The sequence below is a fragment of the Streptomyces tuirus genome (genome assembly GCF_014701095.1).
Classification (GTDB): domain Bacteria; phylum Actinomycetota; class Actinomycetes; order Streptomycetales; family Streptomycetaceae; genus Streptomyces; species Streptomyces tuirus.
Window position 1 is genome coordinate 1,387,185 of record NZ_AP023439.1, and the last position, 23,031, is coordinate 1,410,215.

General features: G+C 72.3%; 19 protein-coding genes and 1 pseudogene. 9 read left to right on the forward strand and 11 right to left on the reverse strand.

The features are described from left to right. Positions 1-75 precede the first annotated feature (75 nt). The 3 genes from IGS69_RS06495 to IGS69_RS06505 all read right to left on the reverse strand — a co-directional run bounded on the left by IGS69_RS06495 (position 76) and on the right by IGS69_RS06505 (position 2,936). Entirely contained in the window at positions 76-981 is a 906-nt protein-coding gene (locus tag IGS69_RS06495; RefSeq protein ID WP_190897646.1) for a S1 family peptidase, read from the reverse strand. Positions 982-1,208: 227 nt separating this feature from the next. Further along, positions 1,209-1,547 (reverse strand): hypothetical protein, encoded by a 339-nt coding sequence (locus IGS69_RS06500; protein ID WP_190897648.1) that lies wholly within the window; start codon positions 1,545-1,547, stop codon positions 1,209-1,211. A gap of 189 nt (positions 1,548-1,736) precedes the next feature. Next, positions 1,737-2,936, reverse strand: a complete 1,200-nt coding sequence (locus IGS69_RS06505; RefSeq protein ID WP_232543447.1) for a DUF5685 family protein — start codon at positions 2,934-2,936, stop codon at positions 1,737-1,739. A gap of 349 nt (positions 2,937-3,285) precedes the next feature. On the opposite strand from IGS69_RS06505, the gene IGS69_RS06510 reads away from it, so the two are divergent. Further along, positions 3,286-3,726 (forward strand): cell division protein SepF, encoded by a 441-nt coding sequence (locus IGS69_RS06510; RefSeq protein ID WP_190897651.1) that lies wholly within the window; start codon positions 3,286-3,288, stop codon positions 3,724-3,726. Between the two features lie 49 nt (positions 3,727-3,775). On the opposite strand, the gene IGS69_RS06515 is transcribed toward IGS69_RS06510, so the two are convergent. Together IGS69_RS06515 and IGS69_RS06520 are read right to left on the reverse strand one after the other, a co-directional pair. Next, the gene (locus IGS69_RS06515; protein ID WP_190897652.1) at positions 3,776-4,966 is read right to left on the reverse strand and encodes an acyl-CoA dehydrogenase family protein; all 1,191 of its coding nucleotides are present in this window, start codon (positions 4,964-4,966) and stop codon (positions 3,776-3,778) included. 161 nt (positions 4,967-5,127) lie between these two features. Next, on the reverse strand, positions 5,128-6,729 hold the full coding sequence (locus tag IGS69_RS06520; RefSeq protein ID WP_190897654.1) for an MFS transporter: 1,602 nt from the start codon (positions 6,727-6,729) through the stop codon (positions 5,128-5,130). A gap of 263 nt (positions 6,730-6,992) precedes the next feature. On the opposite strand from IGS69_RS06520, the gene IGS69_RS06525 reads away from it, so the two are divergent. Both IGS69_RS06525 and IGS69_RS06530 read left to right on the forward strand, forming a co-directional pair. Continuing rightward, the gene (locus tag IGS69_RS06525) at positions 6,993-8,399 is read left to right on the forward strand and encodes a mannosyltransferase family protein (RefSeq protein ID WP_190897656.1); all 1,407 of its coding nucleotides are present in this window, start codon (positions 6,993-6,995) and stop codon (positions 8,397-8,399) included. Positions 8,400-8,626: 227 nt separating this feature from the next. Then, entirely contained in the window at positions 8,627-9,622 is a 996-nt protein-coding gene (locus IGS69_RS06530) for a phosphatase PAP2 family protein (RefSeq protein ID WP_190897657.1), read from the forward strand. A 76-nt stretch (positions 9,623-9,698) separates the two neighbouring features. On the opposite strand, the gene IGS69_RS06535 is transcribed toward IGS69_RS06530, so the two are convergent. Next, the gene (locus tag IGS69_RS06535; RefSeq protein ID WP_031108765.1) at positions 9,699-9,914 is read right to left on the reverse strand and encodes a hypothetical protein; all 216 of its coding nucleotides are present in this window, start codon (positions 9,912-9,914) and stop codon (positions 9,699-9,701) included. 428 nt (positions 9,915-10,342) lie between these two features. Between IGS69_RS06535 and ctaD the strand changes: the two are divergent. Next, a pseudogene (ctaD, locus tag IGS69_RS06540) lies at positions 10,343-11,914 on the forward strand (aa3-type cytochrome oxidase subunit I); the annotation flags it as partial. Here the strand turns inward: ctaD and IGS69_RS06545 are convergent. Genes IGS69_RS06545 through IGS69_RS06555 form a run of 3 tightly spaced genes read right to left on the reverse strand, consistent with a single transcriptional unit; the run spans position 11,913 to position 14,816 of the window. Then, positions 11,913-12,953, reverse strand: coding sequence for a helix-turn-helix transcriptional regulator (locus tag IGS69_RS06545; RefSeq protein WP_232543448.1), 1,041 nt, complete (start codon positions 12,951-12,953; stop codon positions 11,913-11,915). The pseudogene ctaD and the gene IGS69_RS06545 overlap by 2 nt on opposite strands. Before the next feature lie 38 nt (positions 12,954-12,991). Beyond that, complete coding sequence (locus IGS69_RS06550) at positions 12,992-14,278, reverse strand: ABC transporter substrate-binding protein (protein ID WP_190897661.1); 1,287 nt, start codon at positions 14,276-14,278, stop codon at positions 12,992-12,994. After that, positions 14,253-14,816, reverse strand: coding sequence for a hypothetical protein (locus tag IGS69_RS06555; protein ID WP_190897662.1), 564 nt, complete (start codon positions 14,814-14,816; stop codon positions 14,253-14,255). The genes IGS69_RS06550 and IGS69_RS06555 overlap by 26 nt, the downstream gene beginning before the upstream one ends. 145 nt (positions 14,817-14,961) lie before the next feature. Here IGS69_RS06555 and IGS69_RS06560 point away from each other — a divergent pair, with 145 nt between their 5' ends. The 3 genes from IGS69_RS06560 to IGS69_RS06570 are packed head-to-tail and all read left to right on the forward strand — an operon-like array spanning position 14,962 to position 18,928. Continuing rightward, positions 14,962-15,441, forward strand: coding sequence for a hypothetical protein (locus IGS69_RS06560; RefSeq protein WP_190897664.1), 480 nt, complete (start codon positions 14,962-14,964; stop codon positions 15,439-15,441). Beyond that, complete coding sequence (locus IGS69_RS06565; protein WP_190897665.1) at positions 15,441-18,290, forward strand: ABC transporter permease subunit; 2,850 nt, start codon at positions 15,441-15,443, stop codon at positions 18,288-18,290. Before IGS69_RS06560 ends, IGS69_RS06565 begins: the two co-directional genes overlap by 1 nt. Beyond that, positions 18,287-18,928 (forward strand): ATP-binding cassette domain-containing protein, encoded by a 642-nt coding sequence (locus tag IGS69_RS06570; protein ID WP_190897667.1) that lies wholly within the window; start codon positions 18,287-18,289, stop codon positions 18,926-18,928. Before IGS69_RS06565 ends, IGS69_RS06570 begins: the two co-directional genes overlap by 4 nt. An 81-nt stretch (positions 18,929-19,009) precedes the next feature. Here the strand turns inward: IGS69_RS06570 and IGS69_RS06575 are convergent, their stop codons facing one another. After that, on the reverse strand, positions 19,010-19,642 hold the full coding sequence (locus IGS69_RS06575; protein WP_190897669.1) for a LysM peptidoglycan-binding domain-containing protein: 633 nt from the start codon (positions 19,640-19,642) through the stop codon (positions 19,010-19,012). Between the two features lie 544 nt (positions 19,643-20,186). On the opposite strand from IGS69_RS06575, the gene IGS69_RS06580 reads away from it, so the two are divergent. Both IGS69_RS06580 and IGS69_RS06585 read left to right on the forward strand, forming a co-directional pair. Then, a complete protein-coding gene (locus IGS69_RS06580) occupies positions 20,187-20,969 on the forward strand; it encodes a hypothetical protein (RefSeq protein WP_190897670.1) in 783 nt (260 codons plus the stop codon). Positions 20,970-21,054: 85 nt separating this feature from the next. Beyond that, entirely contained in the window at positions 21,055-21,444 is a 390-nt protein-coding gene (locus tag IGS69_RS06585; RefSeq protein WP_190897671.1) for a hypothetical protein, read from the forward strand. A gap of 61 nt (positions 21,445-21,505) precedes the next feature. Here IGS69_RS06585 and der read toward each other — a convergent pair whose 3' ends face one another. Further along, entirely contained in the window at positions 21,506-22,999 is a 1,494-nt protein-coding gene (gene der / locus IGS69_RS06590; protein ID WP_190897672.1) for a ribosome biogenesis GTPase Der, read from the reverse strand. Positions 23,000-23,031 lie beyond the last annotated feature (32 nt).

Here is a 23,031-nt window from a genome sequence, read left to right on the forward strand (position 1 = left end):
AGCCCCCGCACGCAACGCGTGCGGGGGCCATGACCCGTGAAGTACTGCGAACTGCCGCGAACTACCGCCGGGGACCTAGTAGACGCTGACGCCGTAGGCGCTCAGGGCCTCCGTGACGGGCTGGAAGAACGTCGTGCCGCCGGAGGAGCAGTTGCCGCTGCCGCCGGAGGTCAGACCGTACGCCGTGCCGTTGCTGCCGTAGAGCGAGCCGCCGGAGTCACCGGGCTCGGCGCAGACGGTGGTCTGGATCAGGCCGGACACGACATCCCCGCCGCCGTAGTTGACGGTGGCGTTCAGGGCCGTCACACGACCGCTGTGCGTACCGGTCGTGGAGCCGTCGCGGATGACGGTGGTGCCCACGCTCGGGGTGGCCGCGCGCGTGATGTCCACACCGTTCGCGGTACCAGGACGGCTGACGGACCCGCTGTAGCGCACGAGACCGTAGTCGTTGCCCGGGAAGCTGGAGCCGGCGGTGGAGCCGATCACCGTGGTCCGGCCGGAGTTGGAGTACCAGGTGCCCGCGCCGTCGGTGCAGTGACCGGCGGTCAGGAAGTACTCGGTGCCGTTGCTGGCACGGACGTTGAAGCCGAGGGAGCAGCGCCAGCTACTCGCATAGATGGCGTCGCCGCCCTGGATGAGCTTGCTGAACTTGCCCGGGGTGCGCTTGATCGTGAGCGCGTCGGCGTTGCCGCCGGCCTGCTGCTTGATCTTCGCTATCTCGGCCTGCGTGACCGTGCTGTCCACGGTCAGGAGCACCCGGTTGGTCTTGCTGTCGACGGCCCAGGCGGTACCCGGGATGTCCGCCTTCAGCAACGAGCCGCTGGCGCTCTTGAGCTCGGCGGCGCTGAAGGTGGTGGGGGCGTCGGACGCGTTCGCGCTGGGGATCGCGATCGCTGCGGCGGCAACGAGGCCGGTGGAAACGGCGATCAGCCGGGTCCGTCTCGAAATGCCACTGCGAGGGGTGGTGCGCTTGATCCTCACTTTTCGTTCCTCCACAAAGGAAGTCGGGGGCCCTCGTGGGGTTTCGGGCCCGTGAGGCGCAGTCAGGGATCGACTGTCCGGATTCCGAACACGTCGTGCCCCTGACAAGCGCTGAGGGGGAGTATTCGGCCGAACGGCCGGTCGGCGCAAGAGTGCCTTTCAGACTTCGGCCTTTGACGGTTCTTTACGAAGCGACCCCCTGACCGCTCCCGCACCCCGCCCTCCCGTCACGACGCACCCCGCCCCAAGCCCGAGCCCGCGCTCCCGCACGTCGGGTTCGGCACCCGGACCGTGCGGCCGGTGTCGTACGGGGTGCGCCCCGGCACCGCCCAGCGCGGGTGTGGGGGGTGACGCGCAGACCGTCGAACGCCCCGGCGTGCGGGGGATTCCGGGTCGAAGTCCCGCACACCCCACGCCCCCTCACGCACCAGTACGACCAGCCGCCGCTCCCTGTACGCCACCCGCCCCGCGCTCGCGGGCCCCAGGTCGGCCGCGAGCCGCACCTCGCCGCCGAAGGGCTGTCCGTCCACGGTGAGCCCGTCCGCCTCGGCGGCGGTCAGCACCACCGCGTCACCGTCGGCCCGCCAGGACCCGGGGATGTCCGGAAGTCGACCATCCGGATAGCCCTCGAGCCTGGGGTCCCCCCCCCAGGCCGTTCAGGCACTGGGGGAAGGTGCCGATGAGCGCGAGCGGTCCGTAAGGCGCCGACACCATTGCGACGCACCACTCGTGCCACCGCGGTCGCACGAGACCGGTCAGCCGTCGCAGGGGCAGCAGCAGTCGCACCCGTCGCAGTCACAGTCCCGGCAGACGCCCTCGCGCTTCTTACGGGACCACGGCCCCTCGTACTCCTTGGCGCAGCACAGCTTGCAGGTGCAGCACAGCAGCCAGAACATCCCGCAGCCGGCCCAGAACCCACGCCGTCGGGGCGGCTGGGGCGCCGGAACGCCCCCACCGAAACCACCGCCACCGAAGCCACCGGAACCACCGGAACCGCCGCCGAATCCGTCGCCGCCGTACGCCCCTCCCCCACCGGCGTACGGATTCCCGCCACCACCCGCGTACGGGTGCTGCGGCGAGCCGTAGGGCCCCTGCGGCTGCTGCCCGTGAGGCCCCTGCTGTCCGTGGGGCCCGCCGCCCTGGTGGGAGGCGCACACCGGCACTGTGCCGAACGCGCGGTCGACCGAGCGCCGCAGTTCGTGCACGAGCAGCAGATGTACGAGCTGCGCGTCGGTGAACTCGGCGTCGCGCAGCGCGAGCCGCACGCCGTGCACCGCGTCGTCGGCCAGCCGCCGGACCTCCATCAGGGAGGTGCCGGTCGCGGCGATCGGGTTCCAGGCGCCTGACGCGGCATCAGCGTGCAGGTCCTCCACGGCGTCCAGCAGATGCGCTAGCCGCCCGAAGAGCCGCCCGGCCTCAGCGAGCGGCCCCGCGTTGCCCGGCCGGCCGGCGAGGACCGCGGTGTGCGCGAAGGCCGCGGCGGTCGCGGTCTCGGTCGGCTCGGTGATGGTCAGGAGCGGCGTCCCGGGCCCGGCCAGCGCCTCGATCCCGGCCTGCCGGTCCACGGCGTCGACCAGGAGCGCGGTGTCGAATCCCACAGCGGAGCCGGTCCGCGCGCCGGCAGTGTCCCAACTCACTGCGACCCGGCGCGCGGCACGCGCCACCGGTCTGCGGGCCAACAGCCCGTCACCGTCGGTGACGTGGTCGCGCACTTTCGCCGAGGCCAGCACGAGGGACACGGCCGCCGCGAGCCGGGCTCCCTCGCCGTGCGCGACGGAGGCGGTGCGCATGCCGCGCAGCGGGCACGGCCCGGCCGTACGCCGGCCACTGCCGTCCGGCTCCGCCTGAGCCTCCGTCAGAACGGAGACGAGCAGCCCGTCATAGTTCGTGACAATCCGGGCGAACTGCCCGTGATCGCCGCGCAGCGCGAGGCAAAGCCCGCACAAATGCGCCATCCACTGACTGGTGAGCTTCTCCCCGAGCCGGTGTCTGCAAGGCCTGACGATTCCGAACACGACGCTCCCCCGAACTCCATGACGACGTTGAGCGGCGGCATCGTACCGGCCCCGCATTCACCCGTACGCCCCGGCCGTCACCCGTACGCCGAGAAGAATCATATTTCACTCACAGTCAGCAGCCGTTTGGGAAACGGCCCTTGGGACACACGGACTCTCGACGGATTCGCTGTGCACCAGTACCGTCACAAACCCCCCGTGCGGCGTCTATCCACTTGGCGCGCCATCCGCATCATGGACGACCATAGGGATGCGGAAAGCAGAAAGACCGCTGTGAGAGGAGGCGTCCATGGGATCGGTACGCAAGGCAAGTGCCTGGCTTGGCCTCGTCGACGACAACGAAGACGAGCGTTACTACGACGACGACGACTACTCCGACGGAAACGAGCCCGGGGAAGCCTGGGTCACCGATCCGCGCGTCAAGGTGGCCTCGGACGTCGCCGAGGAAAGGGGCCGCCGCATCGGCACGGTGACCCCGGACAGCTTCCGGGACGCACGCGCCATCGGCGAGCTGTTCCGCGAGGGCGTGCCCGTCATCATGAACCTCACGGCCATGGAGGCCTCCGACGCCAAGCGCGTGGTCGACTTCGCGGCCGGGCTGATCTTCGGCCTGCGCGGTTCGATCGAGAGAGTGTCGACGCGCGTGTTCCTGCTGACCCCGGCCAACACGGAGATCGTCAACGGCGATCCGGCCGGGCACCGCACGGACGGCTTCTTCAACCAGAGCTGAGGCAGGGCCGCTCATCGGCCCTGCCCCGGCGCAGGGTCACCGGGCCGGTCTACCGGAAGGCATCGAGTCCGGTGAGCGCCTTGCCCAGCACGAGCTGGTGCATCTCGACGGTGCCCTCATAGGTGAGCACCGACTCGAGGTTGGTCGCGTGCCGCATCACCGGGTATTCGAGAGAGATCCCGTTGGCGCCGAGAATGGTCCGGGCCGTGCGGCAGATCTCGATCGCTTCCCGGACGTTGTTGAGCTTGCCGAAGCTGACCTGCTCGGGACGCAGGCGGCCGGCGTCCATCCGCCGCCCCAGATGATGGGCGAGCAGAATCCCCTTGTGCAGTTCGACCGCCATGTCGGCGAGTTTGGCCTGGGTGAGCTGGAAACCGCCGATGGGCCGCCCGAACTGCTCCCGCGACTTCGCGTACTCGACCGCGGTCTCGAAACTGCTGCGGGCCGCGCCCATGGCGCCCCAGACGATTCCGTAGCGGGCGTGGGACAGACAGCTCAGGGGTCCGCGCAGGCCGGTGACCTCCGGAAGGACGGCGTCGGCGGGCAGCCGCACGTCGTCGAGCACGAGCTCGCTCGTAACGGAGGCCCTGAGCGACCACTTGTGCTTGATCTCGGGAGCGGAGAACCCGCGGCTGTCGGTGGGCACCGCGAACCCGCGGATTCCGTCCTCGGTCCGCGCCCACACGACGGCGACGCCGGCGACCGACCCGTTGGTGATCCACATCTTGCGGCCGTTGAGGATCCAGTCGGAGCCGTCGCGCTTGGCGTGCGTCCGCATGGCGGCGGGGTCGGAGCCGTGGTCGGGCTCGGTGAGCCCGAAGCAGCCGATGACCTCGCCTGCGGCCATCCGCGGCAGCCACTGCTGCTTCTGCTCCTCGCTGCCGAAGCGGTGGATCGCGTACATGGCGAGGGAGCCCTGCACGGAGACGAGGGAACGGATGCCGGAGTCGGCGGCCTCCAGCTCCAGGCAGGCGAGACCGTACTGCACGGCGGACGCGCCGGCGCAGCCGTACCCGTCCAGGGACATCCCGAGGGCACCGATGCCGCCGAGCTCCTTGGCCAGCTCCCGGATCCCCGGCAGCTCTCCCTTCTCGTACCACTCGGCGACGTAGGGCAGCACCCGGTCCGCGGCCCAGGCCCGCACGGTGTCCCTGATCCCGAGGTCCTCCGGCTCCAGCAGGTCGTCCAGACCGAGGGGGTCGACGGGATCGAAGGCAGGCAGCTTGGACGAACCGGACATGATCGACACCCTCCGAAGCTCTTTAACTAGCACCGCTAACCAAGACGCTACGACGTCCGCCCACCGACGCACCACCCGTAGCCGCCAACTGACGGTGGAACCCGCCCGTGACCGCCACCACGACAGTCATGGGTGGCGCGTGGGTGAGCGAAAAGGGGGCGTCAGACCGAGACGCGGGACTCCGCCGGGTCCCTGGGGGCCGGAACCTCCACCGGTCCCGGCTCGCACTGCATGGCCCGCGGCAACCGCAACGCCATCACCGCCCCGAGCAGCAGCAACCCCGCACTCACCAGCAGCGTCACATGCAGCCCGTGCACGAACGCGTCCCGGGCCGCATGCCGCAGCGCGGCACCGGCGGACCCGCCCAGCTGCGCGGCAACCTCGTACGCCTCCCCCAGCGAATGTCCCGCCGAGGAGGACGCCGACGCCGGAACCCCGGGCACCCCGGACAGCCCCGGCGCGTACGCCGCGTTCATCACCGTGCCGAGCAGGGCGATCCCGATCCCCGCCCCGAGCTGGTACGACGTCTCCCCGATCGCCGCCGCCCCACCGGCCTGCTCCTGCGGCGCCTCGCTCAGCATCGACTCGTACGCCCCGAAGAGCGTCGTCTCCAGCCCGAAGCCGAGCAGGACGAACCCGGCCACCATCAGCGCACACTCGTCGGTCCGGCCCAGCGCCGTCAGCAGCACCACCGCGAACGCCGTGAGGCAGAACCCGGCACACACCATCCGCCGCGGCCCGAACCGCCGCAGCATCCGCGCCCCGGCCAGCCCGGCCGCCATCGCCGCGAACGTCAGCGGCAGCAGCCGCAGCCCGGTCTCCAGCGGCGAAAGACCGAGCACCAGCTGCAGGTACTGGGCGGCGATCAGCTCCAGCCCCACCAGCGCGAGCATCGCCAGCACGATGCACCCGACGGATGTGCTGAACGCCGGACGCGCGAACATCTTGAGGTCCACCAGCGGATACGTCCGCCGCCGCTGCCGCCGTACGAAGGCGACCAGCAGCACGGCGCCCACCACCAGTGACGGCACGGTGAGCAGGCTGCCCAGCGACTCCCCGCTGCCGAGCCGCTTCACGCCCAGCACGACACCGAACAGCCCGGCCGCGGCCATCAGCGCACCGACCACGTCCCAGGGACCCTTGCCGTCACCCTTCGACTCGGGCAGCAGCAGCCGTCCCACCGGAAGGCTGACCAGCATCAACGGAATGTTGACGAGGAACACCGAGCCCCACCAGAAGTGCTCCAGCAGGAAGCCGCCGAGCAGCGGACCGACCGCCGCACCCACCGCGGCCACGGCGCTCCAGATGCCGATCGCGAGCGCACGCTCGCGCCGGTCCGGGAAGACCTGCCGCAGGATCGACAGCGTCGCGGGCATGATCATCGCGCCGCCGACGCCGAGCAGCGCCCGCGCCACGATCAGCACCTGGGCGCTGTCGGCCAGGGCCGCGAGGCCGGAGGCGACTCCGAACAGCGCGTACCCGAGGAGCAGCACTCTTCGGCGGCCGATGCGGTCGCCCAGTGTGCCGAAAAGGATCAGCAGCGAGGCGCAGACCAGTGGGTAGACGTCGACGATCCAGAGCAGCTCGATCCCGCCGGGCCTCAGGTCCTCCGTGACGGCGGGGACCGCCACGTGCAGCACGGTGGCGTCGACGGCGACCAGCAGCAGGCTGACGCAGAGGACGACGAGAACCACCCAGCGGTTGGCACCGGCCCCGGCCGCCCGACGGCGCAGCGCAGCGGCGGCCGTGGTCGTCCCGGACATGTACGTACCTCCCAGATGTTCCCTCGCGATCGGCGGGCTCACGGGGTGGGGGACGCCCCCGCGACTCGGCCGGAGAGGAAGCGGTGTCCCCGGCCCGCGCAAACGAAAAGCGAGTGACACGTCAGAGTACGCGAGTCCTGGACGCAGACCAGTGGCGGACCTCTCACACCTCCGGCGGAAAGATGTGGCGTGGGCCACTTCCTCCCACCTTGTCCACGCCCCGGCCGGACGGGTGGTTCCGGCCGGGGTCGATAATCGGGCGCGTGACGGATCTTGAGACGCGCGCGGCTCCGACCCGCGCCGGGGCGCTGCGCCGGGCGGCCCCGGCGCTCGCCGGATACGTGGCCGTCCGGGCCCTGGGCCTGCTGGCGCTGTTCCTGTGGAGCACGGCGCGGGACAAGAGCGCGTACACGCTGCTGACCGCCCGCTGGGACGCGCTCTGGTACGTCAGGGTCGCCGAGCTCGGCTACGGCTACGAGGTGCGGCTGGCGAACGGGGACGTGCACTCGAACCTGGCGTTCTTCCCACTCCTGCCCTGGCTGGAGCGGCTGGTGGCGGCGGTGTCGCCGCTGTCGTACGCGGACGGCGGCTTCCTCGTCGCTCTGGTCTCCTCGCTCGCCGCGGCCTGGGGGATCTTCGCGGTGGCGGACCGTGTGTACGGCCGCCGGGCGGGGGTGTGCGCGGTGCTGCTGTGGGCCGTGCTCCCCGTCGGGATCGTGCAGTCGATGGCGTACAGCGAGTCCCTGTTCACGGCGCTCGCGGCGTGGTCGCTGTACGCGGTGCTGACCGGCCGCTGGGTGACGGCGGGCACGCTGGCCCTGTTCGCGGGACTGACCCGCCCGGTGGGACTGGCCGTGGTGGCCGCGGTGTGGGTGACGGCGCTGACCGCCTTCGCACGGGAGAGGCGTGCGACCGGCGCAAGCGCCCAGGACACGCAGAACGCCCGCGACGCCCCCGTGGTCCCGGACACCCCGGTCGCCCCGGTCGCCCCGGCGGTCCCCGTCACCCCGGCAGTCCCACAAGCCACGGCGATCCCCCACACCCCGGCAGGCCCGGACACCCCGGTCGTCCCGGGAGTCGCGGCGGTGACCCCGGTAGGCACGCAAGCCCCGCCCGTCCCGGACACCCCGCCCGGCCCAGGCACCCCGGAAGCCCCGGCCGGCCCCGGGACCCCGTTCCGGCGGATCCTCGGCATGGTCCTGGCCCCGCTCGGGACCGCCGGCTACGTGCTCTGGGTCGGGCACCGCACCGGCAAGGGCCCGCTGGGGTATCTGGACGTCCAGGCCGGATGGCGCAACGGCTTCGACGGCGGCTGGGCCTTCGCACGGTTCGTGGCCGACAAGTTCACGTCGTTCCCGGCGGCTCTGGCCGGTGTGGGGCTGATCATCGGGGTCGCGTCAGTCGTCTGGCTGTATGTGACCGGAGTACGTCAGCGTCAGCCGCTGCCGCTGCTCGTCTACACGGGCGTCGTGACCGCGCTGGCGCTGTGCGCATCGAGCTACTTCGGCTCGAAACCGCGCCTTCTGCTACCCGCCTTCCCCTTGCTGCTGCCCCTCGCGCTGGCCTTGGCCCGGGCGCGAATCCGCAGCTCAGCGGCGGTGCTCGGGGCGGCCGCGGTGGCCTCCGCGCTGTACGGGGCGTTCTGGCTGAACGGCTCCGGTCCGCCCTGACCCGCTGTGAGCGCGAGGGGAATTCCGCGCCATGTCCCGGTGAACGAATTCAAAAGCGCAATAAAACCCGCATCCGGAATGATCAAAGGAATTGAAGGCCGCAGCGGCCGACGATTGCAGATTCGCTGGAAATAAACCTCCTCCTGAGAGGAATCCCACATCACATCGTCATCACAAAGCCGTTGATTCGCCCGGGATCTGAGCTCACTCGCTGTAACGTCGATTGGGTGCGTACCGAACCGAAGCTCACCCGTCTGGACCGGGTGTTCGCCCGGCTGGACCGTGAGCCGGAACGACCGGCCCACATCGATGTGCCGAAGATGAGCAGGCACCGCATCGTGCTCTTCGCGGCGACCCTGGCCTTCTACGGCGCGATCGTGTGGGCCGTGGTGATCACGTCCTGGCTGGTCCGGCTCGACTGGCAGGTCATGTTCTTCCGCCCGTACCAGCAGTGGTCGGAGATCCACTGGTTCGTCGACTACTACGTGGTCCTCGGCCAGCGCGGCCCGACCGCCGTGATGGTCGCGGCCTGGCTGGGCTGGCGCTCCTGGCGGCAGCACACCCTGCGGCCGCTGCTCGCGCTCGGCGTCTCACTGCTGCTGCTGAACATCACGGTCGGCGCCGCCAAGTACGGCATGGGGCGCCTGGGACCGCACTACGCGACCACGATCGGCTCGAGCGAGATGTGGCTCGGCGGCGATATATTTCCGAGCGGTCACACCGCGAATGCCGTCGTGACCTGGGGAATCCTGGCCTATCTGGCGTCCAGCGCGAGAGCGCAGCGCTGGCTGTCCGCCGTGTCCGCGGTGACCTCGCTCGGCGTCGGGATGGCCACCGTCTATCTCGGTACGCACTGGCTGAGCGATGTGCTCCTCGGCTGGACAGCGGGTCTGCTGATCCTGCTCGGCCTGCCGTGGTTCGAGCCGCTGATCGCCCGGGCCGAGCACGCGATCTTCGACCTGCGCGACCGTCTGCGGGCCCGCGGGCGCCGCACCCCGGCCGAACCGGTCGGCGCTCCGCCCGTGCTGGTCACGCCGGTGCCGGCCGACCGCGACGATGTCGCGGCCCACGCGGCCCGGGCCCCCGTCTACCTGGCGCCCGGCCCTCACACCACCCGCTCGGAGCGCACGCCGATCACCCCGGCCGGCAGCCGTCGCCCGCCGCACCCGGAGCGCCACCCGCGCGGCTCGACCCCGTCCGCCCGCCCCGTGACGGGCGGCTGACCACGGGACGGCGCGCACCCCGTCCGGCATGCCGAAGGCCCCGGTTCCCGAGCGGAACCGGGGCCTTCGCCGGGTCTCAGCCCTTCCAGGCCCGCGCCACCCGGCCGCCCTTGACCTCGAAGTTCAGCCGGCCCACGCGGTACTCCATCGTGATGATCGCCCCCGACGGCAGCGCACGCACCGTCGGCCAGCCGCGCTCACGCGCGAGGCGTTCGGCCCGGCCGGCCTCCAGGCCGACGTAGGTGTCCGGGCTGTCGTCCGGTTCCGTGGGAGGTGTCGGAGTCGGTGCCATGCCGCCACGCTATGTCCTGCCCGGCGAGCGCGGAAGTCCGGGGCCCCGGGCGGTCACTGTCCGCCTCCGGTCACGCTTCTGTCACAAGATCACGACAGGAGTTTCGGGCGTCCGCCGTCACCCGGAAGAGCGGTTCCGTACGCCTTCCGCAGGCATTCGATCGGAATTCTCGCGTGTCACATGAGCTCATGGAAAAGCCCGGCGGAAAGTGCCCGGAGAAGTGCCGGTAGGGCTCCATTCCTTTCCGGCGCCGCACCGGTCCGGCGGCGTCGGCGCGGTACGGGAAATGCTTGGCTGCGGCACAGAGAGGCCGGTACGCCCCCTGTCGGAGCGCGCGGTGACGCGAGCATCATGGCGTGAGCTCGCGGGCAGGTGGGGCGCGGGCTGCGGCGGGCCCGGCACGCGAGGAGCGAAGGGGCGAGCGAGCGATGGGGACGCAGACCGTGGAGGCCGTGGCGCCGTCCGAACCGCGCACGCGGCACGGACGAGCGGTGGTCGACTGGCTGACGACGACGGACCACAAGAAGATCGGCCATCTCTACCTGATCACGTCGTTCCTGTTCTTCCTGGTCGCCGGGGTGATGGCGCTGCTGATGCGCGCCGAGCTCGCCCGCCCCGGCCTGCAGATCATCGACAACGAGCAGTTCAACCAGGCGTTCACGATGCACGGCACGATCATGCTGCTGCTGTTCGCGACACCGAGCTTCGCGGGTTTCGCGAACGAGCTGATGCCGTTGCAGATCGGCGCGCCCGACGTCGCCTTCCCGCGGCTGAACATGCTCTCGTACTGGCTGTTCCTGTTCGGCGGGCTGATCGTGCTCGGCTCGCTGCTGGTGCCCTCCGGTCCGCCGGACTTCGGCTGGACCGCCTACGCCCCGCTCAACAGCGCGGAGCGCACGCCGGGTCTCGGGGCCGATCTGTGGATCATGGGGCTGGCGCTGGCGGGCTTCGGCACGATCCTCGGCGCGGTCAACTTCATCACCACCATCATCGGGATGCGCGCCCCCGGCATGACGATGTTCCGGATGCCGATCTTCGTCTGGAACACGCTGTTCACGTCGATCATGATCCTGATGGCGTTCCCCGTGCTCGCGGCGGCACTGCTGGTGCTGGAGGCGGACCGGCGGTTCGGCGCGCAGGTCTTCGACGCGGCCAACGGCGGGGCGATCCTGTGGCAGCACCTGTTCTGGTTCTTCGGCCATCCCGAGGTGTACATCATCGCGCTGCCGTTCTTCGGCATCATCACGGAGATCATCCCGGTCTTCAGCCGCAAGCCGCTGTTCGGCTATCTGACGCTGGTCGGCGCGACGATGGCGATCACCGGCCTGTCGATGATCGTGTGGGCGCACCACATGTTCGCCACGGGCGCGGTGCTGCTGCCGTTCTTCTCCTTCATGAGCTTCCTGATCGCGGTGCCGACGGGGGTGAAGTTCTTCAACTGGGCCGGCACCATGCTGAAGGGCTCGCTGTCCTTCGAGACGCCGATGCTGTGGGCGACGGGCTTCCTGGTGACGTTCCTGTTCGGCGGGCTGACCGGGGTGATCCTGGCGTCGCCGCCGATGGACTTCCACGTGACGGACTCGTACTTCGTGGTCGCGCACTTCCACTACGTCGTCTTCGGCACGGTCGTCTTCGCGATCTTCGGCGGCTTCGCCTTCTGGTGGCCGAAGTTCACCGGGAAGATGCTCGACGAACGGCTCGGCAAGATCCAGTTCTGGGCGCTGTTCGTGGGCTTCCACACCACGTTCCTGGTGCAGCACTGGCTGGGCGCGGAGGGCATGCCGCGCCGGTACGCGGACTACCTCGCCGCGGACGGGTTCACCGTGCTCAACACCGTGTCGACGATCGGCGCGTTCCTGCTCGGCATCTCGACGCTGCCGTTCCTCTACAACGTGTGGAAGACCGCCAAGTACGGCGCGAAGGTCGAGGTCGACGATCCCTGGGGCTACGGACGCTCCCTGGAGTGGGCGACCTCGTGCCCGCCGCCGCGGCACAACTTCACGACGCTCCCCCGGATCCGCTCCGAGTCCCCGGCGTTCGACCTGCACCATCCGCAGTACGCGGCGGTGACTGCGCAGCCCGAGCCAGAGCGCCATCAAGCCGGTCCCGAGTCCTCCTGATCGCCTCGATCAGCTCGACCGGCTCCAGCACCTCGAACTCGAAGCCCAGCATCATCACGTGGATGACCATCACATCGAGGCTGCCGGCTCCGCAGCGCAGCAGGCAGGTGTCCGCGCTCTCCTCCTCCAGCACCCCGGCGGAGGGCGAGATGTGCTGGGCGGCTTCCTCCAGGGGCGCCAGGAGCCGCACGAGGGCATGGGTGGCGTAGGCGCGCGTGGAGACGCCACGGGAGACGTAGGCGGCCAGGTCCTCGGCCGGCGGGTCGCGCGGCACGAAGCGCGGGCCGTGCGGGGGCTTGGGCCTGATGCGGTCCACGCGGAACGTGCGCCAGTCGTCGCGGTCGAGGTCCCAGGCCACCAGGTACCAGCGGCGTTCGGTGCACACCAGGCGGTGCGGTTCGACACTGCGGCGGGTGGGGGCGCCGTCGTGGCCGGTGTACTCGAAGCGCAGCCGTTCGGCGTCCCGGCACAGGTGGGCGATCTCGGTGAGCACGGCCGGGTCGACCGAGGAGGGCAGCGTGCTGCGCAGCATCGGCACGGTGACGGCGTTCAGGGCGCCCACGCGGCGGCGCAGCCGGTGCGGCAGCACCTGCTCCAGCTTGGCGAGGGCGCGTACCGAGGTCTCGCCGATGCCGTCGATGCCCTGTCCGGCGGCGGTGCGCAGTCCGACCGCCACGGCGACGGCCTCGTCGTCGTCCAGGAGCAGCGGCGGCAGTTCGGCTCCGGCGCCGAGCTGGTAGCCGCCGCCGGTGCCGGGGCTGGCGTTGACCGGGTAGCCGAGTTCGCGCAGCCGGTCGACGTCCCGGCGCAGGGTGCGGGCGCTGACGCCGAGCCGGCCGGCCAGGTCGGCGCCGGACCACTCGCGGTGGGCCTGGAGCAGGGACAGCAGACGCAGCAGGCGGGCCGAGGTCTCCAACATGGGGCGAGTCTGCCAGGCCTTGCGGACAGCCACTGTCCTCAAGGCGTGTAGGGCAGTTGCGGGACGGTGAAGCAGGTGCGGTTCATGTCGCCCTGCCCCACCCAGCCCTCGCCGTCCTGCCAGCGGGCCACCGACAGACAGGTCCGGCTCGTCTTCGGCGGCTCCGGCAGGCGTTCGAAGCGGACGGGGAGCAGCAGCCCCCCGGCGGTGTAGCCCTGGCTGCGGTTCATCTGGGCGTCGACGCAACGGCGCGTGATGCCCGTGCCCGCGCAGGAGGTCGCCGCGTCCGTGAACCACCGCGCGGCCGCCCACCCCTCCAGCTGCCACTGGGAGTGCGTCTTCAGGTCTTTCGTCGCCTCGCGGAACTCCCGTACGGCCAGGTTGCCGGTGTCCTCGAAGTTGCGGCTGGCGCCGGTCGCCCACAGGGCGTTGCGGCAGCGCGGGGCGTCCTTGTAGTCGTCGGCGACGGTGGACGTCCAGTTCTGCACATTGGTCACTTTGGCGGTGACGTGGGCGCCGGCCTCGTCCATGGCCTGGCAGAGCCGGGCGTTGCCGTGCCCGTCAATGGCGTCGAACACCAGGTCGGCGCCCTGCTCCTTGAGGTCGGCGGCGACGGCGCGGAAGTTGGGCAGGGCGAAGTCGACCTGCTCGGTGACGACCTTGTAGCCCTCGGCCCGAAGGCCGCGTTCGACGAGCCGGGCGTAGGCGGCCGAGGCGGACTGGTTGTAGGAGACGACGGCGGCGGTGCGGGCGCCGTGCTCGCGTTTGAAGTAGCGGTAGACCTCGGTGCCGCCGTACAGCGTGCCGTTCCAGCCGGGGGTGCCGTCGCGGGGCGCGAGGCTGCCGTAGATGCCGTAGAGGTGCGGGTAGGTGTCGTAGGCGGTGCCGATGGGCTGGCCGCCGATGTCGGGGACGCCCGCGCGGGAGACGCGGGAGGCGCCCGCGTAGTCGAGCGCGGTGGTGGCGACCAGGGCGACGACCTCGTCCTCCTCGACGAGCTTGTGCACGCATTCGTTGTTGCCGACGCCGCTGCCGCCGTCGTCGCAGGTGCGCACCTCGACCCGGCGCCCGTCGATGCCCCCGCGCGCGTTGAGCCGGTCGAAGAAGGCCCGGGCGCCGTCGCGCGGGCCCGTGAAGGCGCTGCCGCCGACCGGGCTGGTGGCGCTCGTGATGATGCCGACCCGCAGGGGCGCCGTGTCGCGGGGCGCGGACGTGCGGTCGTCGTGCTCGAAGTCGCTCTCCGGGAGCCGGCTGCCGCAGGCCGCACTCAGGGAGAGCAGCAGCACCGCGGCGAGGATCTCAGCAACCGGGGACCGGCGACGCATTGCCGCTCATCTGCACCAGCGAGCACAGCGCCTTGACGGACACCTTCCAGGTGCCCTCCTCTTCGACGGCTGTGCCGGAGGCGTTCGGCAGCACGGTGGCGCCCTTCAGGGTGAGCGTGTACGTCACGTCCGCCTCGGTCGCCGAGGTGAACTCGACCTTGGTGACCTTCGCCTGGACCTGTCCGCCGCGCTCGTCACCGCTGAAGGCCTGCAGGACCGGACCCATCCGGTCGCCGTTCTGCAGGAGGGCCTGCTTCTCCTCGGTCGAGGTCTTCGGATCGAAGAACTTCTCCCAGTTCTGCTTGATCTCCGCCTCCGCCGCGGCCCGGTCCGCCGGTGCGCTGGCCGGCGCGCTCGTGGTCTGCTCCGCGGTCGGTGTGGCGGGCGTCGACTCGCTGCCGCCGCCGCTGTCGTCACTGCACGCCGCGAGGGCCGGGGCGAGGGCCAGGACCAGGGCGGCCGCGATCGCCGTGCCCCGTCCCGCGGTGCGTGGACCCCCCGTCGCGTTCCCCCGCCTGAGGTCGCTGCCGAGAACCATCTGGCTCACCACCGGGTGTCGGTCCGGGCCATGTGCGCCCGGTGCTTTCAGGGTCAGCTTCCACAGGGCATAGTGCAAGCGATCGGCGGACTTGAACAGGCAGCCCGACGCACGCACAGCCGATTCCGACGTGTGGGAGCCAGCGATGCGGACCAGCCGACTGCGGACCGTGCATCCCGTCCTGTGGGCCGGCTGGGCGGCCCTGGCCGCCGGCGCGGTGCTGTGCGTCGTCGGCTGGTACGGAATCTCGGGTGAGCGTTACGCCGAACGGCAGCTGCCCTACCTGGCCTCCTGCACGATCCCCGGCGCCGCGCTGATCATCGCCGGGGCGGTGCTGCTGGCCCGCGGCCGGGAGTCGATCGCCGCCCGGCGCGTGGAGGAGCTGTACGGCCTGCTGGTGGAGGACGACGGGCCGGACGGGCCGGAGGAGACCGGGCGGGCCGCGCTCGCGCCGCTCGCGGTCAGCGGCGATCTGCTGATGGTGCCGGGCGGCACGCTGTGGCACCGCGCGGACTGCCCGCTGGTCGCGGGCAAGGCGGAGGCGGTCCCGGTGGACTCCAAGCTGGTGGCGAGCGGCGAGCTCAACCCCTGCCCGATCTGCGAGCCGGCCGAAGAAACCGACTGATGTCCTCGCTGACGTACGACCTCACGCTCGCCGGGCTCTCGGTCGGCAGTGCGGCGGCGCTGACCGGGATCGGCCTGATCGTGACGTACCGCGCGACGGGCGTGCTGAACTTCGCGCACGGCGCGATCGCGATGGTGTGCGCGTACGGCTTGCGGCAGTGCGTGGTCGAGTGGGGCTGGCCGCTGTGGCTCGGGGCGGCGGTGACGCTGCTGGTGCTGGCGCCGGGGCTGGGGGTGATCCTGGAACGGTTCGTGTTCCGGCCCCTGGCGGTCCTGGGCGGTGACCCGGCGCAGACGCTGGTGGCCTCCATCGGGGTGTTCGTGCTGCTGGTGGGCGGGGCGGCGCTGGTGTGGGGACAGGGGGCGCGGGACGACGCGCCGGTGCTGGTGCCCGACGAGCCGTGGGGGCAGCTGGCGGTGGTGCTGGTGCTGGCGGCCGGGGTCACGGCGGTGATCCGCTGGACGCGGTTCGGGCGGGAGCTGCGGGCCGTGGTCGACGACCGGCGGCTCGCGGAGCTGGGCGGCATCGACGCGGACCGGGTCGCGGCCACGGGGTGGGCGTTCGGCTCGTTCACGGCCGGTCTGACGGGTGTGCTGCTGGCGCCGTACGTGCGGCTGGACCCGTACGGTCTCTCGCTGCTCGTGATGGAGGTCGTCGCGGTCGCGGTGGCCGCGCGGATGCGGAGCCTGGCCGTCGCGGTGGTGGTGGCGCTGGGCGTCGGGGTGGCGCAGAGCCAGCTGACGCGGCTGCACCCCTCGGGCTGGGCCGAGCCGCTGCTCCAGGCGGCCGGCACGAATCTGTTCGTCGTCGCGCTGCTGGTGGCGGCCCTGGTGCTGCCGGGCGTCGGGGAGCGGGACGCGCTGCCCCGCACGGCCATGGCCCGCGCGGCGACCCCGCCGGGCGCCTGGGTCGTGGTGCTCGTGCTGTTCCTGTTGCCGCTCGGGCTCGCCGGCCGGGACCTGCACACCTCGGTCCAGGTCCCGGCGCTGGCCGTGATCCTGCTGTCCCTGGTGGTGGTCACCGGCCGCGGCGGCCAGATCTCGCTGGGGCAGGCGGCGTACGCGGGCCTGGGCGCCCTGTTCACGGCCCTGCTGGCGGCGGGCCGCTTCCCGGGGCTGCCCGCGTTGCCGGAACTGGCCGCCCTCGCGGTGGCGGTGGTCCTGGTGGCGCCGCTCGGCCTGCTGACGGGCTGGCCGGCGATCGGCCGCCGGGGCCTGGCGCTGGCGCTGGCGACCTTCGCGGTCGGCGTGGGGGTGAGCCGGTTCGTCTTCGCCCAGCCGTACGCCACCGCGGGCCTGTCGCTGGGCCGCCCCGCGGGCTTCGACGGAGACCGGGCGTACTACCTCCTGGAGCTGCTGCTGCTCGCGGTCGCGCTGCTGGCGGCGCACACGCTGCGCCGGGGGCGCACGGGCCGGGCCCTGGCCGCCATGCGGGATCACGAGCGGGGCGCGCAGGCGGCGGGCGTCGGCGTGCCCTCCCTGAAGCTGCTGGCCTTCGTCGCGGGGGCCGCGCTGGCCGCGCTGGGCGGCGGCATGCTCGGCATGGGCCTGCGCGCGTTCGACGCCACGGCCTACGACCCCGTGCGGGGCCTGCTGTGGTTCGCGGCGGTGGTGGTGCTGGGCGCCGACAGCACGCTCGGCGCGCTGGCCGCGGCGGCTCTTCTGGTCGGGCTGGACGCGGGCACCCGCGGCGGCTTCGCGGCGGCCCTCATCGGCATCCTGGCGATCCTGGTGGGCCGCTTCCCCGGCGGCCCGTACGAGGCCCTGCGCACGCTGGGGGAACGGCTGCGGCCGCGCCACGCCCCGGCCCTGACGGCGGTGGGCGCCCGGACCCGCGGGAGACTGCGCCCGGCGGAGCCGGAGACGGCCCGGAGGGCCCCGGTGCCGAGCGGGGCGACGGGCGTGACACGCGGGGCGAAGGGCGCGGGAGCGGGGAGCCGTGGCGAGCTCAGGGGCGACGTGAGCGGTCCGGGCCTGCGGAGCGACGGGGACCCTACGGAACGCGGGCCGACAGGTCGCGACTCCACCCACCGGCCAAGCGACAACGGCCACCCGTCGACCGGAGGGCTCCGGAGCACACCCGAGCCCACTTCCAGGACCCGGTCGGCCCCGGCCGGACCCGGTGATGGCGCCCCGTCGCCCACCGCCCCCTCCGCCCCCCTCCTCACCGCCCGCCACCTCCACGCGCACTACGGCCGCTTCACCGCCCTCGACGGGGTGGATCTGGACCTCGCCCCCGGCCGGATCACCGCGGTCGTCGGGCCCAACGGGGCCGGGAAGAGCACCCTGTTCGACTGTCTGGCCGGGACGCTGCGCCCCGCGCGGGGAACGGTGCGGCTCGGCGGGCGGGACATCACCGCACTGCCCGCCCACGCCCGCACCCGGCTCGGCGTCGCCCGCACCTTCCAGCAACTGGCCGTCTTCCCCTCGCTCACCGTGGCCGAGAACGTGCGGGTGGGTGCCGAGCAGGGGCGGGTGACCGACCCGGGCGCCGTGGAGCGCGCCCTGAGGCTGCTCGGCCTCGACGGCCCCGTGCGCGCCCTGCCCGCCGCCGGGCTGCCCACCGGGACGCTGCGCCGCGTCGAACTGGCCCGGGTCCTCGCGGGCAGCCCCCGCGTCCTCCTCCTCGACGAACCCGCCGCGGGTCTCGACACCGCCGAGGTGTCCGCCCTGGCCCGGGTCCTGAAGGCCCTGGCCGCCGACGGCACGGCCCTCCTCGTCGTGGAGCACGACCTGGACCTGGTGGCCGGACTCGCCGACGTCGTGCACGTGATGACGGCGGGCCGGATCATCGCCTCGGGCCCGCCCGGGCGCGTCCTGGACGCCCTGGAACGGGAGGCCGGCCGATGACGACCGTCGCCCTGCGCCACGCGCGCGTGCGCTACGGCCCCCTGGAGGCCCTGCACGGCATCGGACTCACCGCCCCCGGCCCGGGCCTCACCGTGCTGCTCGGCCGCAACGGCTCCGGCCGCACCACCGCCCTGCGCGCCCTGGCGGGCACGGTGCCCCTGTCGGGCGGCGCGGTGCTCTGGGACGGCGCCGACGTGACCCGCGTACCCGCCTACGAACGCGCCCGGCGGGGCATGTGCCTGGTACCGGAGCGGCAGGCCGTGTTCGGCTCGCTCACCGTGCGCGAGAACCTCGAACTCGCCGCGCGCGACCCCGCCATGGCCCTCGACGCCTACCCGCAGCTGCGGCCCCTGCTGCAGCGGCGCGCCGGCACCCTCTCCGGCGGGGAGCAGCGGATGCTCGCCCTGACCCGGGCGCTGCTCGCCCGCGCGCGCGTGGTGCTCGTGGACGAGCCCGCCCAGGGCATGTCGCCCGCGGTGGCGGCCCGGACGTACGAACTGCTGGGCGCGCTCGACGCGTGCGTGGTGGTCGCCGAGCAACGGCTGCCGCCCGCCCTGCGGGGGCGGCCCGCGATCGTCTACGAACTGCGCCGCGGGGCCGTCGTGTTCGCCGGGGAGGCCGGTGAGCTCACCCGTTGAGCCGGGATGAGCCGGGACGCCGGAACCCGCCCGGTCGGTCGACCGGACGGGGCCCGTGTCCCGGCGAGGGGGAACAGCGGCTCAGAACTCGAGGCGCAGGCCGGGCACGATCATGTCGGGATCCGCGCCGATGGCGGCCTTGTTGGCGGCGTAGAGGCGCTGCCAGGTGGTCCCGTGCCGGGCGGCGACGCCGCTGAGCGTGTCACCCCGGCGGACGGTGTAGTCGCCGCGGGAGGAGCCGCGGTCCGGGTGTTCCGCGGAACGCGCGGGCGCCTTCGGCGGTTTCGCCGGGGCCCGCTGGGTGGAGGTGACCGGGTCGGCGGCGGGTGCGGTGCCGCTCGCCCCGGCGCGTGCCGAGCAGGTCGGCCAGGCGCCCCATCCCTGGGCGCGCTGGACCTTGGTGGCGACGGCGATCTGCTGGGACCTGCTCGCCCGGTCGGCGGTGGGCGCATACGCCGTGCCGCCGTAGGCGTTCCAGGTGGAGGGGGTGAACTGGAGTCCGCCGTAGTAGCCGTTGCCGGTGTTGATGTGCCAGTCGCCGCCGCTCTCGCACTGGGCGATGCGGTCCCACACTCCGCTGTCGGCCGCCGCGGCGTTTCCGGTCGCGGCCAGCAGCCCGAGGGGCGCGAGCAGTGCCGCCCCGGCGAGGACCGCCGTCTTACGAACCGGATTCTTCCGGGCGGTGGAGCGAGTGGTATCGGCACATTCGGACATGGAGGTCCCTTTCGGAACACCCGGGCTTCCCCCAAGGCGGAACGCCGCTCCCGCGCCATGGGGCACGGGGGCCGCGCTCGCCCCGTCCACCGGAGTGGTGCTGCGCCCGGTTCCTGGGAACCGGACGGCCGGCGGACGTACCCGAGCGGTGCTCGTTGCACACGGCGGAGGAATCTAAGGAGGCCGGCGGCTTCCATCAACCAGTCGCCCGTCCTGGCAGGCCAGTTCGGCAATACCTTGGGTAACGGCAATTTCCGGACACCCACTTCATTCGCGGATTTCCTGATTTATCGACCCACCCCCCTGACGATCTGTGACCCACTTCACCCCCTCAAGGCCCTTGCCACAGCGGCGAGTTGACGATGAGTGCGGGATTCCGCGCCGAGCGTGACCCTGTGCGCTGGATGGTTCGATTCCGTTCGCCCTGGGGCGTGACTCCCGCCACAGATCGCCCGTTGTCATCTTCATGAGCCGGGACCTACCCGGACCACGGGCCGGGAGCCACCCGGCTTTGCCACGCACCGCATCCCCGAGGGAGCCACCCGTGCCGCGCATGCTCGACGTCAGCGACGAGGTACGCGCCGAGATCGGCGACGAAGAAGCCGACCGCCTGCTCGCCGGAGAGACCGCCCCGGGCAGCTACGACTGCACGTCGTGCCGCACTCCGGGCGACTCCGAGCAGGAGCGCACCAGCACCGTCCTGTTCATCGGCGACGAGACCGCCGTCCTCGCCTTCGCCCACGCCGGCTGCCTGCCCTCGCAGGTCGTTCAGGTCACCGAGGAGCAGCTGCGGGGCGCCGTGAAGTCCATCACCGGCGAGACCGTCGACCTGGAGCCCGACAAGATGGTGCCCGAGCAGGCGGTGCTCGGCGTGACCAGCGGGCTCGTCCTGATCGGCGGGGAGCTGCACCCGGCCCTGGTGGTGGAGCCGACGGGACCCATCGCCCGGCCCGGCACCACCGGGTCCGGCGACGACTTCCTGCCGCTGCTCATCGAGCAGGGCTTCATGCCCCTGACCGACCTGTCCGCCGTACCGCCGGTGCTGCACGGCTGGTCGGTGCTGCTCGCCGTGGGCCAGCTGCACGCGGTGCTCCAGCCGGGCAGCAACGGCGGCCAGCCGGTGGCCTGGTGGCAGGCGCACCAGCCGCTCCAGGTGACCGACCCCTGGCGCGCGGCGGCCAACAAGCACCAGCAGGTGCTGATGTTCGCCGCGCCCGTCGGCTCGATCGGCCGCCAGCCGCGCGAGGACCTGCTGCGGGACGCGCTGGACAAGGCGGCGGCCAACGGCAAGCTGGTCGCCTCGGCGCTGCCGCTGGCCGGCACCTGAGCCCCGCGTCACCCGCGCAGCCCGTACACCCGCGAAAGCCGTACCCGGGCCGCATCCCTTGACCCGCGGGGTCGTTTGGACATACGTGCACGCATACGACGTTCCCCGCCGCCACTCCTTCTCGCCGATCCCGTCCGCGCGATCGGCTCAGGACACCCAGGGCGGCCCATCGGCCACGCCGATCTACGACGCGCTCTACGCCGAGTACGTCAAGTCCTTCCGCGCACTGCCCGGCGACCGCAGCGGCGAGGAGAAGCTGGGCTTCACCGCCTTCGGGAACGCCCCGCACGGTTCGGGCTCGTACGGGGGCACGTACGGCGGCTCGTACAGTGCCTACAGCGCGGGCGCCCAGAGCGCCCGCCATGCCGCCGGGCAGCAGCCGCAGTGGCAGCGCGTCGGCACCATCGGCTCGCCCGGCACGGGGATGCACTACGTACCCGCCGGGCTGCCGCCGGGGCGGCGCGGCGGCGTCTGAGCGAGCACCGGACACCGGAAAGGGCGGCCCCGCCGGGGCCGCCCTTTCCGGTGTTCTCGCGCTACTTCTTCTTGCCGCGCTTCTCGCGCACCCGCACGGAGATGTGGATCGGCGTCCCCTCGAAGCCGAACTCCTCGCGCAGGCGGCGCTCGATGAAGCGCCGGTAGCCCGCCTCGATGAAGCCGGAGGCGAACAGCACGAACCGCGGCGGCTTGGTGCCCGCCTGCGTGCCGAACAGGATGCGCGGCTGCTTGCCACCCCGGACCGGGTGCGGGTGGGCGGCGACGAGCTCACCGAGGAAGGCGTTCAGCCGGCCCGTCGGGACCCGGGTCTCCCAGCCCGCCAGGGCCGTCTCGATCGCCGGGACCAGCTTCTCCATGTGCCGCCCGGTGCGCGCCGAGACGTTGACCCGCGGCGCCCAGGTCACCTGGCCGAGCTCGGTCTCGATCTCCCGCTCCAGGTAGTAGCGGCGCTCCTCGTCGAGGGTGTCCCACTTGTTGTAGGCGAGGACGATCGCGCGGCCCGCCTCGACGGCCATGGTGACGATCCGCTGGTCCTGCACCGAGATGGACTCGGAGCCGTCGATCAGGATGACCGCGACCTCCGCCTTCTCGACGGCGGCCGCCGTGCGCAGCGAGGCGTAGTAGTCGGCGCCCTGCTGGAGGTGGACGCGCTTGCGGATGCCCGCCGTGTCGACGAACTTCCAGGTGACGCCGCCGAGTTCGATCAGCTCGTCGACCGGGTCACGGGTGGTGCCCGCCAGCTCGTTGACGACGACGCGCTCCTCGCCCGCCACCTTGTTCAGCAGCGAGGACTTGCCGACGTTCGGGCGTCCGATGAGGGCGATGCGGCGCGGGCCGCCGATGCCGCCCCCGCCGAACGTCTCGCGCGGCGCCTCGGGGAGCACCTCGAGAACCTGGTCGAGCATGTCGCCGGTGCCGCGGCCGTGCAGCGCGGAGACCGGATGCGGCTCCCCCAGGCCCAGCGACCACAGGTAGGAGGCGTCGGCCTCGCCGCTCGGGCCGTCCACCTTGTTGGCGCACAGCACGACCGGCTTGCCGGCCTTGCGCAGCAGCCGGACGACGGCCTCGTCGGTGTCGGTGGCGCCGACCTTGGAGTCGACGACGAAGACGACCGCGTCGGCGGCCTCGATGGCGTACTCGGCCTGGGCGGCGACGGAGGCGTCGATACCGAGGACGTCCTGCTCCCAGCCGCCGGTGTCGACGACCTTGAAGCGGCGGCCGGCCCACTCGGCCTCGTAGGTGACGCGGTCGCGGGTGACGCCGGGCTTGTCCTCGACGACGGCCTCGCGGCGCCCGATGATGCGGTTCACCAGAGTCGACTTGCCGACATTGGGGCGGCCGACGACGGCGAGCACGGGCAGCGGGCCGTGGCCCGCGGCCTCGATGGCGCCCTCGACGTCCTCGAGGTCGAAGCCCTCCTCCGCGGCGAGCTCCATGAACTCCGCGAACTCGGCGTCGCCGAGCGCCCCGTGGTCATGCTCGTGCGCGCCCTCGGACGCGTCCGAGCCGTCGGGCTGGATGTGGTCGTTCATGAAGTCCGTACCTCGTCGTTCATCGTGGTGGT

Excerpts from the sequence above, each read along its gene's own strand:
- IGS69_RS06505 (WP_232543447.1), bottom strand. The coding sequence starts at position 2,936 with ATGGCGCATTTGTGCGGGCTTTGCCTCGCGCTGCGCGGCGATCACGGG.
- IGS69_RS06510 (WP_190897651.1), top strand. The coding sequence starts at position 3,286 with ATGGGATCGGTACGCAAGGCAAGTGCCTGGCTTGGCCTCGTCGACGAC.
- IGS69_RS06515 (WP_190897652.1), bottom strand. The coding sequence starts at position 4,966 with ATGTCCGGTTCGTCCAAGCTGCCTGCCTTCGATCCCGTCGACCCCCTC.
- IGS69_RS06520 (WP_190897654.1), bottom strand. The coding sequence starts at position 6,729 with ATGTCCGGGACGACCACGGCCGCCGCTGCGCTGCGCCGTCGGGCGGCC.
- IGS69_RS06535 (WP_031108765.1), bottom strand. The coding sequence starts at position 9,914 with ATGGCACCGACTCCGACACCTCCCACGGAACCGGACGACAGCCCGGAC.
- IGS69_RS06545 (WP_232543448.1), bottom strand. The coding sequence starts at position 12,953 with ATGTTGGAGACCTCGGCCCGCCTGCTGCGTCTGCTGTCCCTGCTCCAG.
- IGS69_RS06550 (WP_190897661.1), bottom strand. The coding sequence starts at position 14,278 with ATGCGTCGCCGGTCCCCGGTTGCTGAGATCCTCGCCGCGGTGCTGCTG.
- IGS69_RS06555 (WP_190897662.1), bottom strand. The coding sequence starts at position 14,816 with ATGGTTCTCGGCAGCGACCTCAGGCGGGGGAACGCGACGGGGGGTCCA.
- IGS69_RS06560 (WP_190897664.1), top strand. The coding sequence starts at position 14,962 with ATGCGGACCAGCCGACTGCGGACCGTGCATCCCGTCCTGTGGGCCGGC.
- IGS69_RS06565 (WP_190897665.1), top strand. The coding sequence starts at position 15,441 with ATGTCCTCGCTGACGTACGACCTCACGCTCGCCGGGCTCTCGGTCGGC.
- IGS69_RS06570 (WP_190897667.1), top strand. The coding sequence starts at position 18,287 with ATGACGACCGTCGCCCTGCGCCACGCGCGCGTGCGCTACGGCCCCCTG.
- IGS69_RS06575 (WP_190897669.1), bottom strand. The coding sequence starts at position 19,642 with ATGTCCGAATGTGCCGATACCACTCGCTCCACCGCCCGGAAGAATCCG.
- der (WP_190897672.1), bottom strand. The coding sequence starts at position 22,999 with ATGAACGACCACATCCAGCCCGACGGCTCGGACGCGTCCGAGGGCGCG.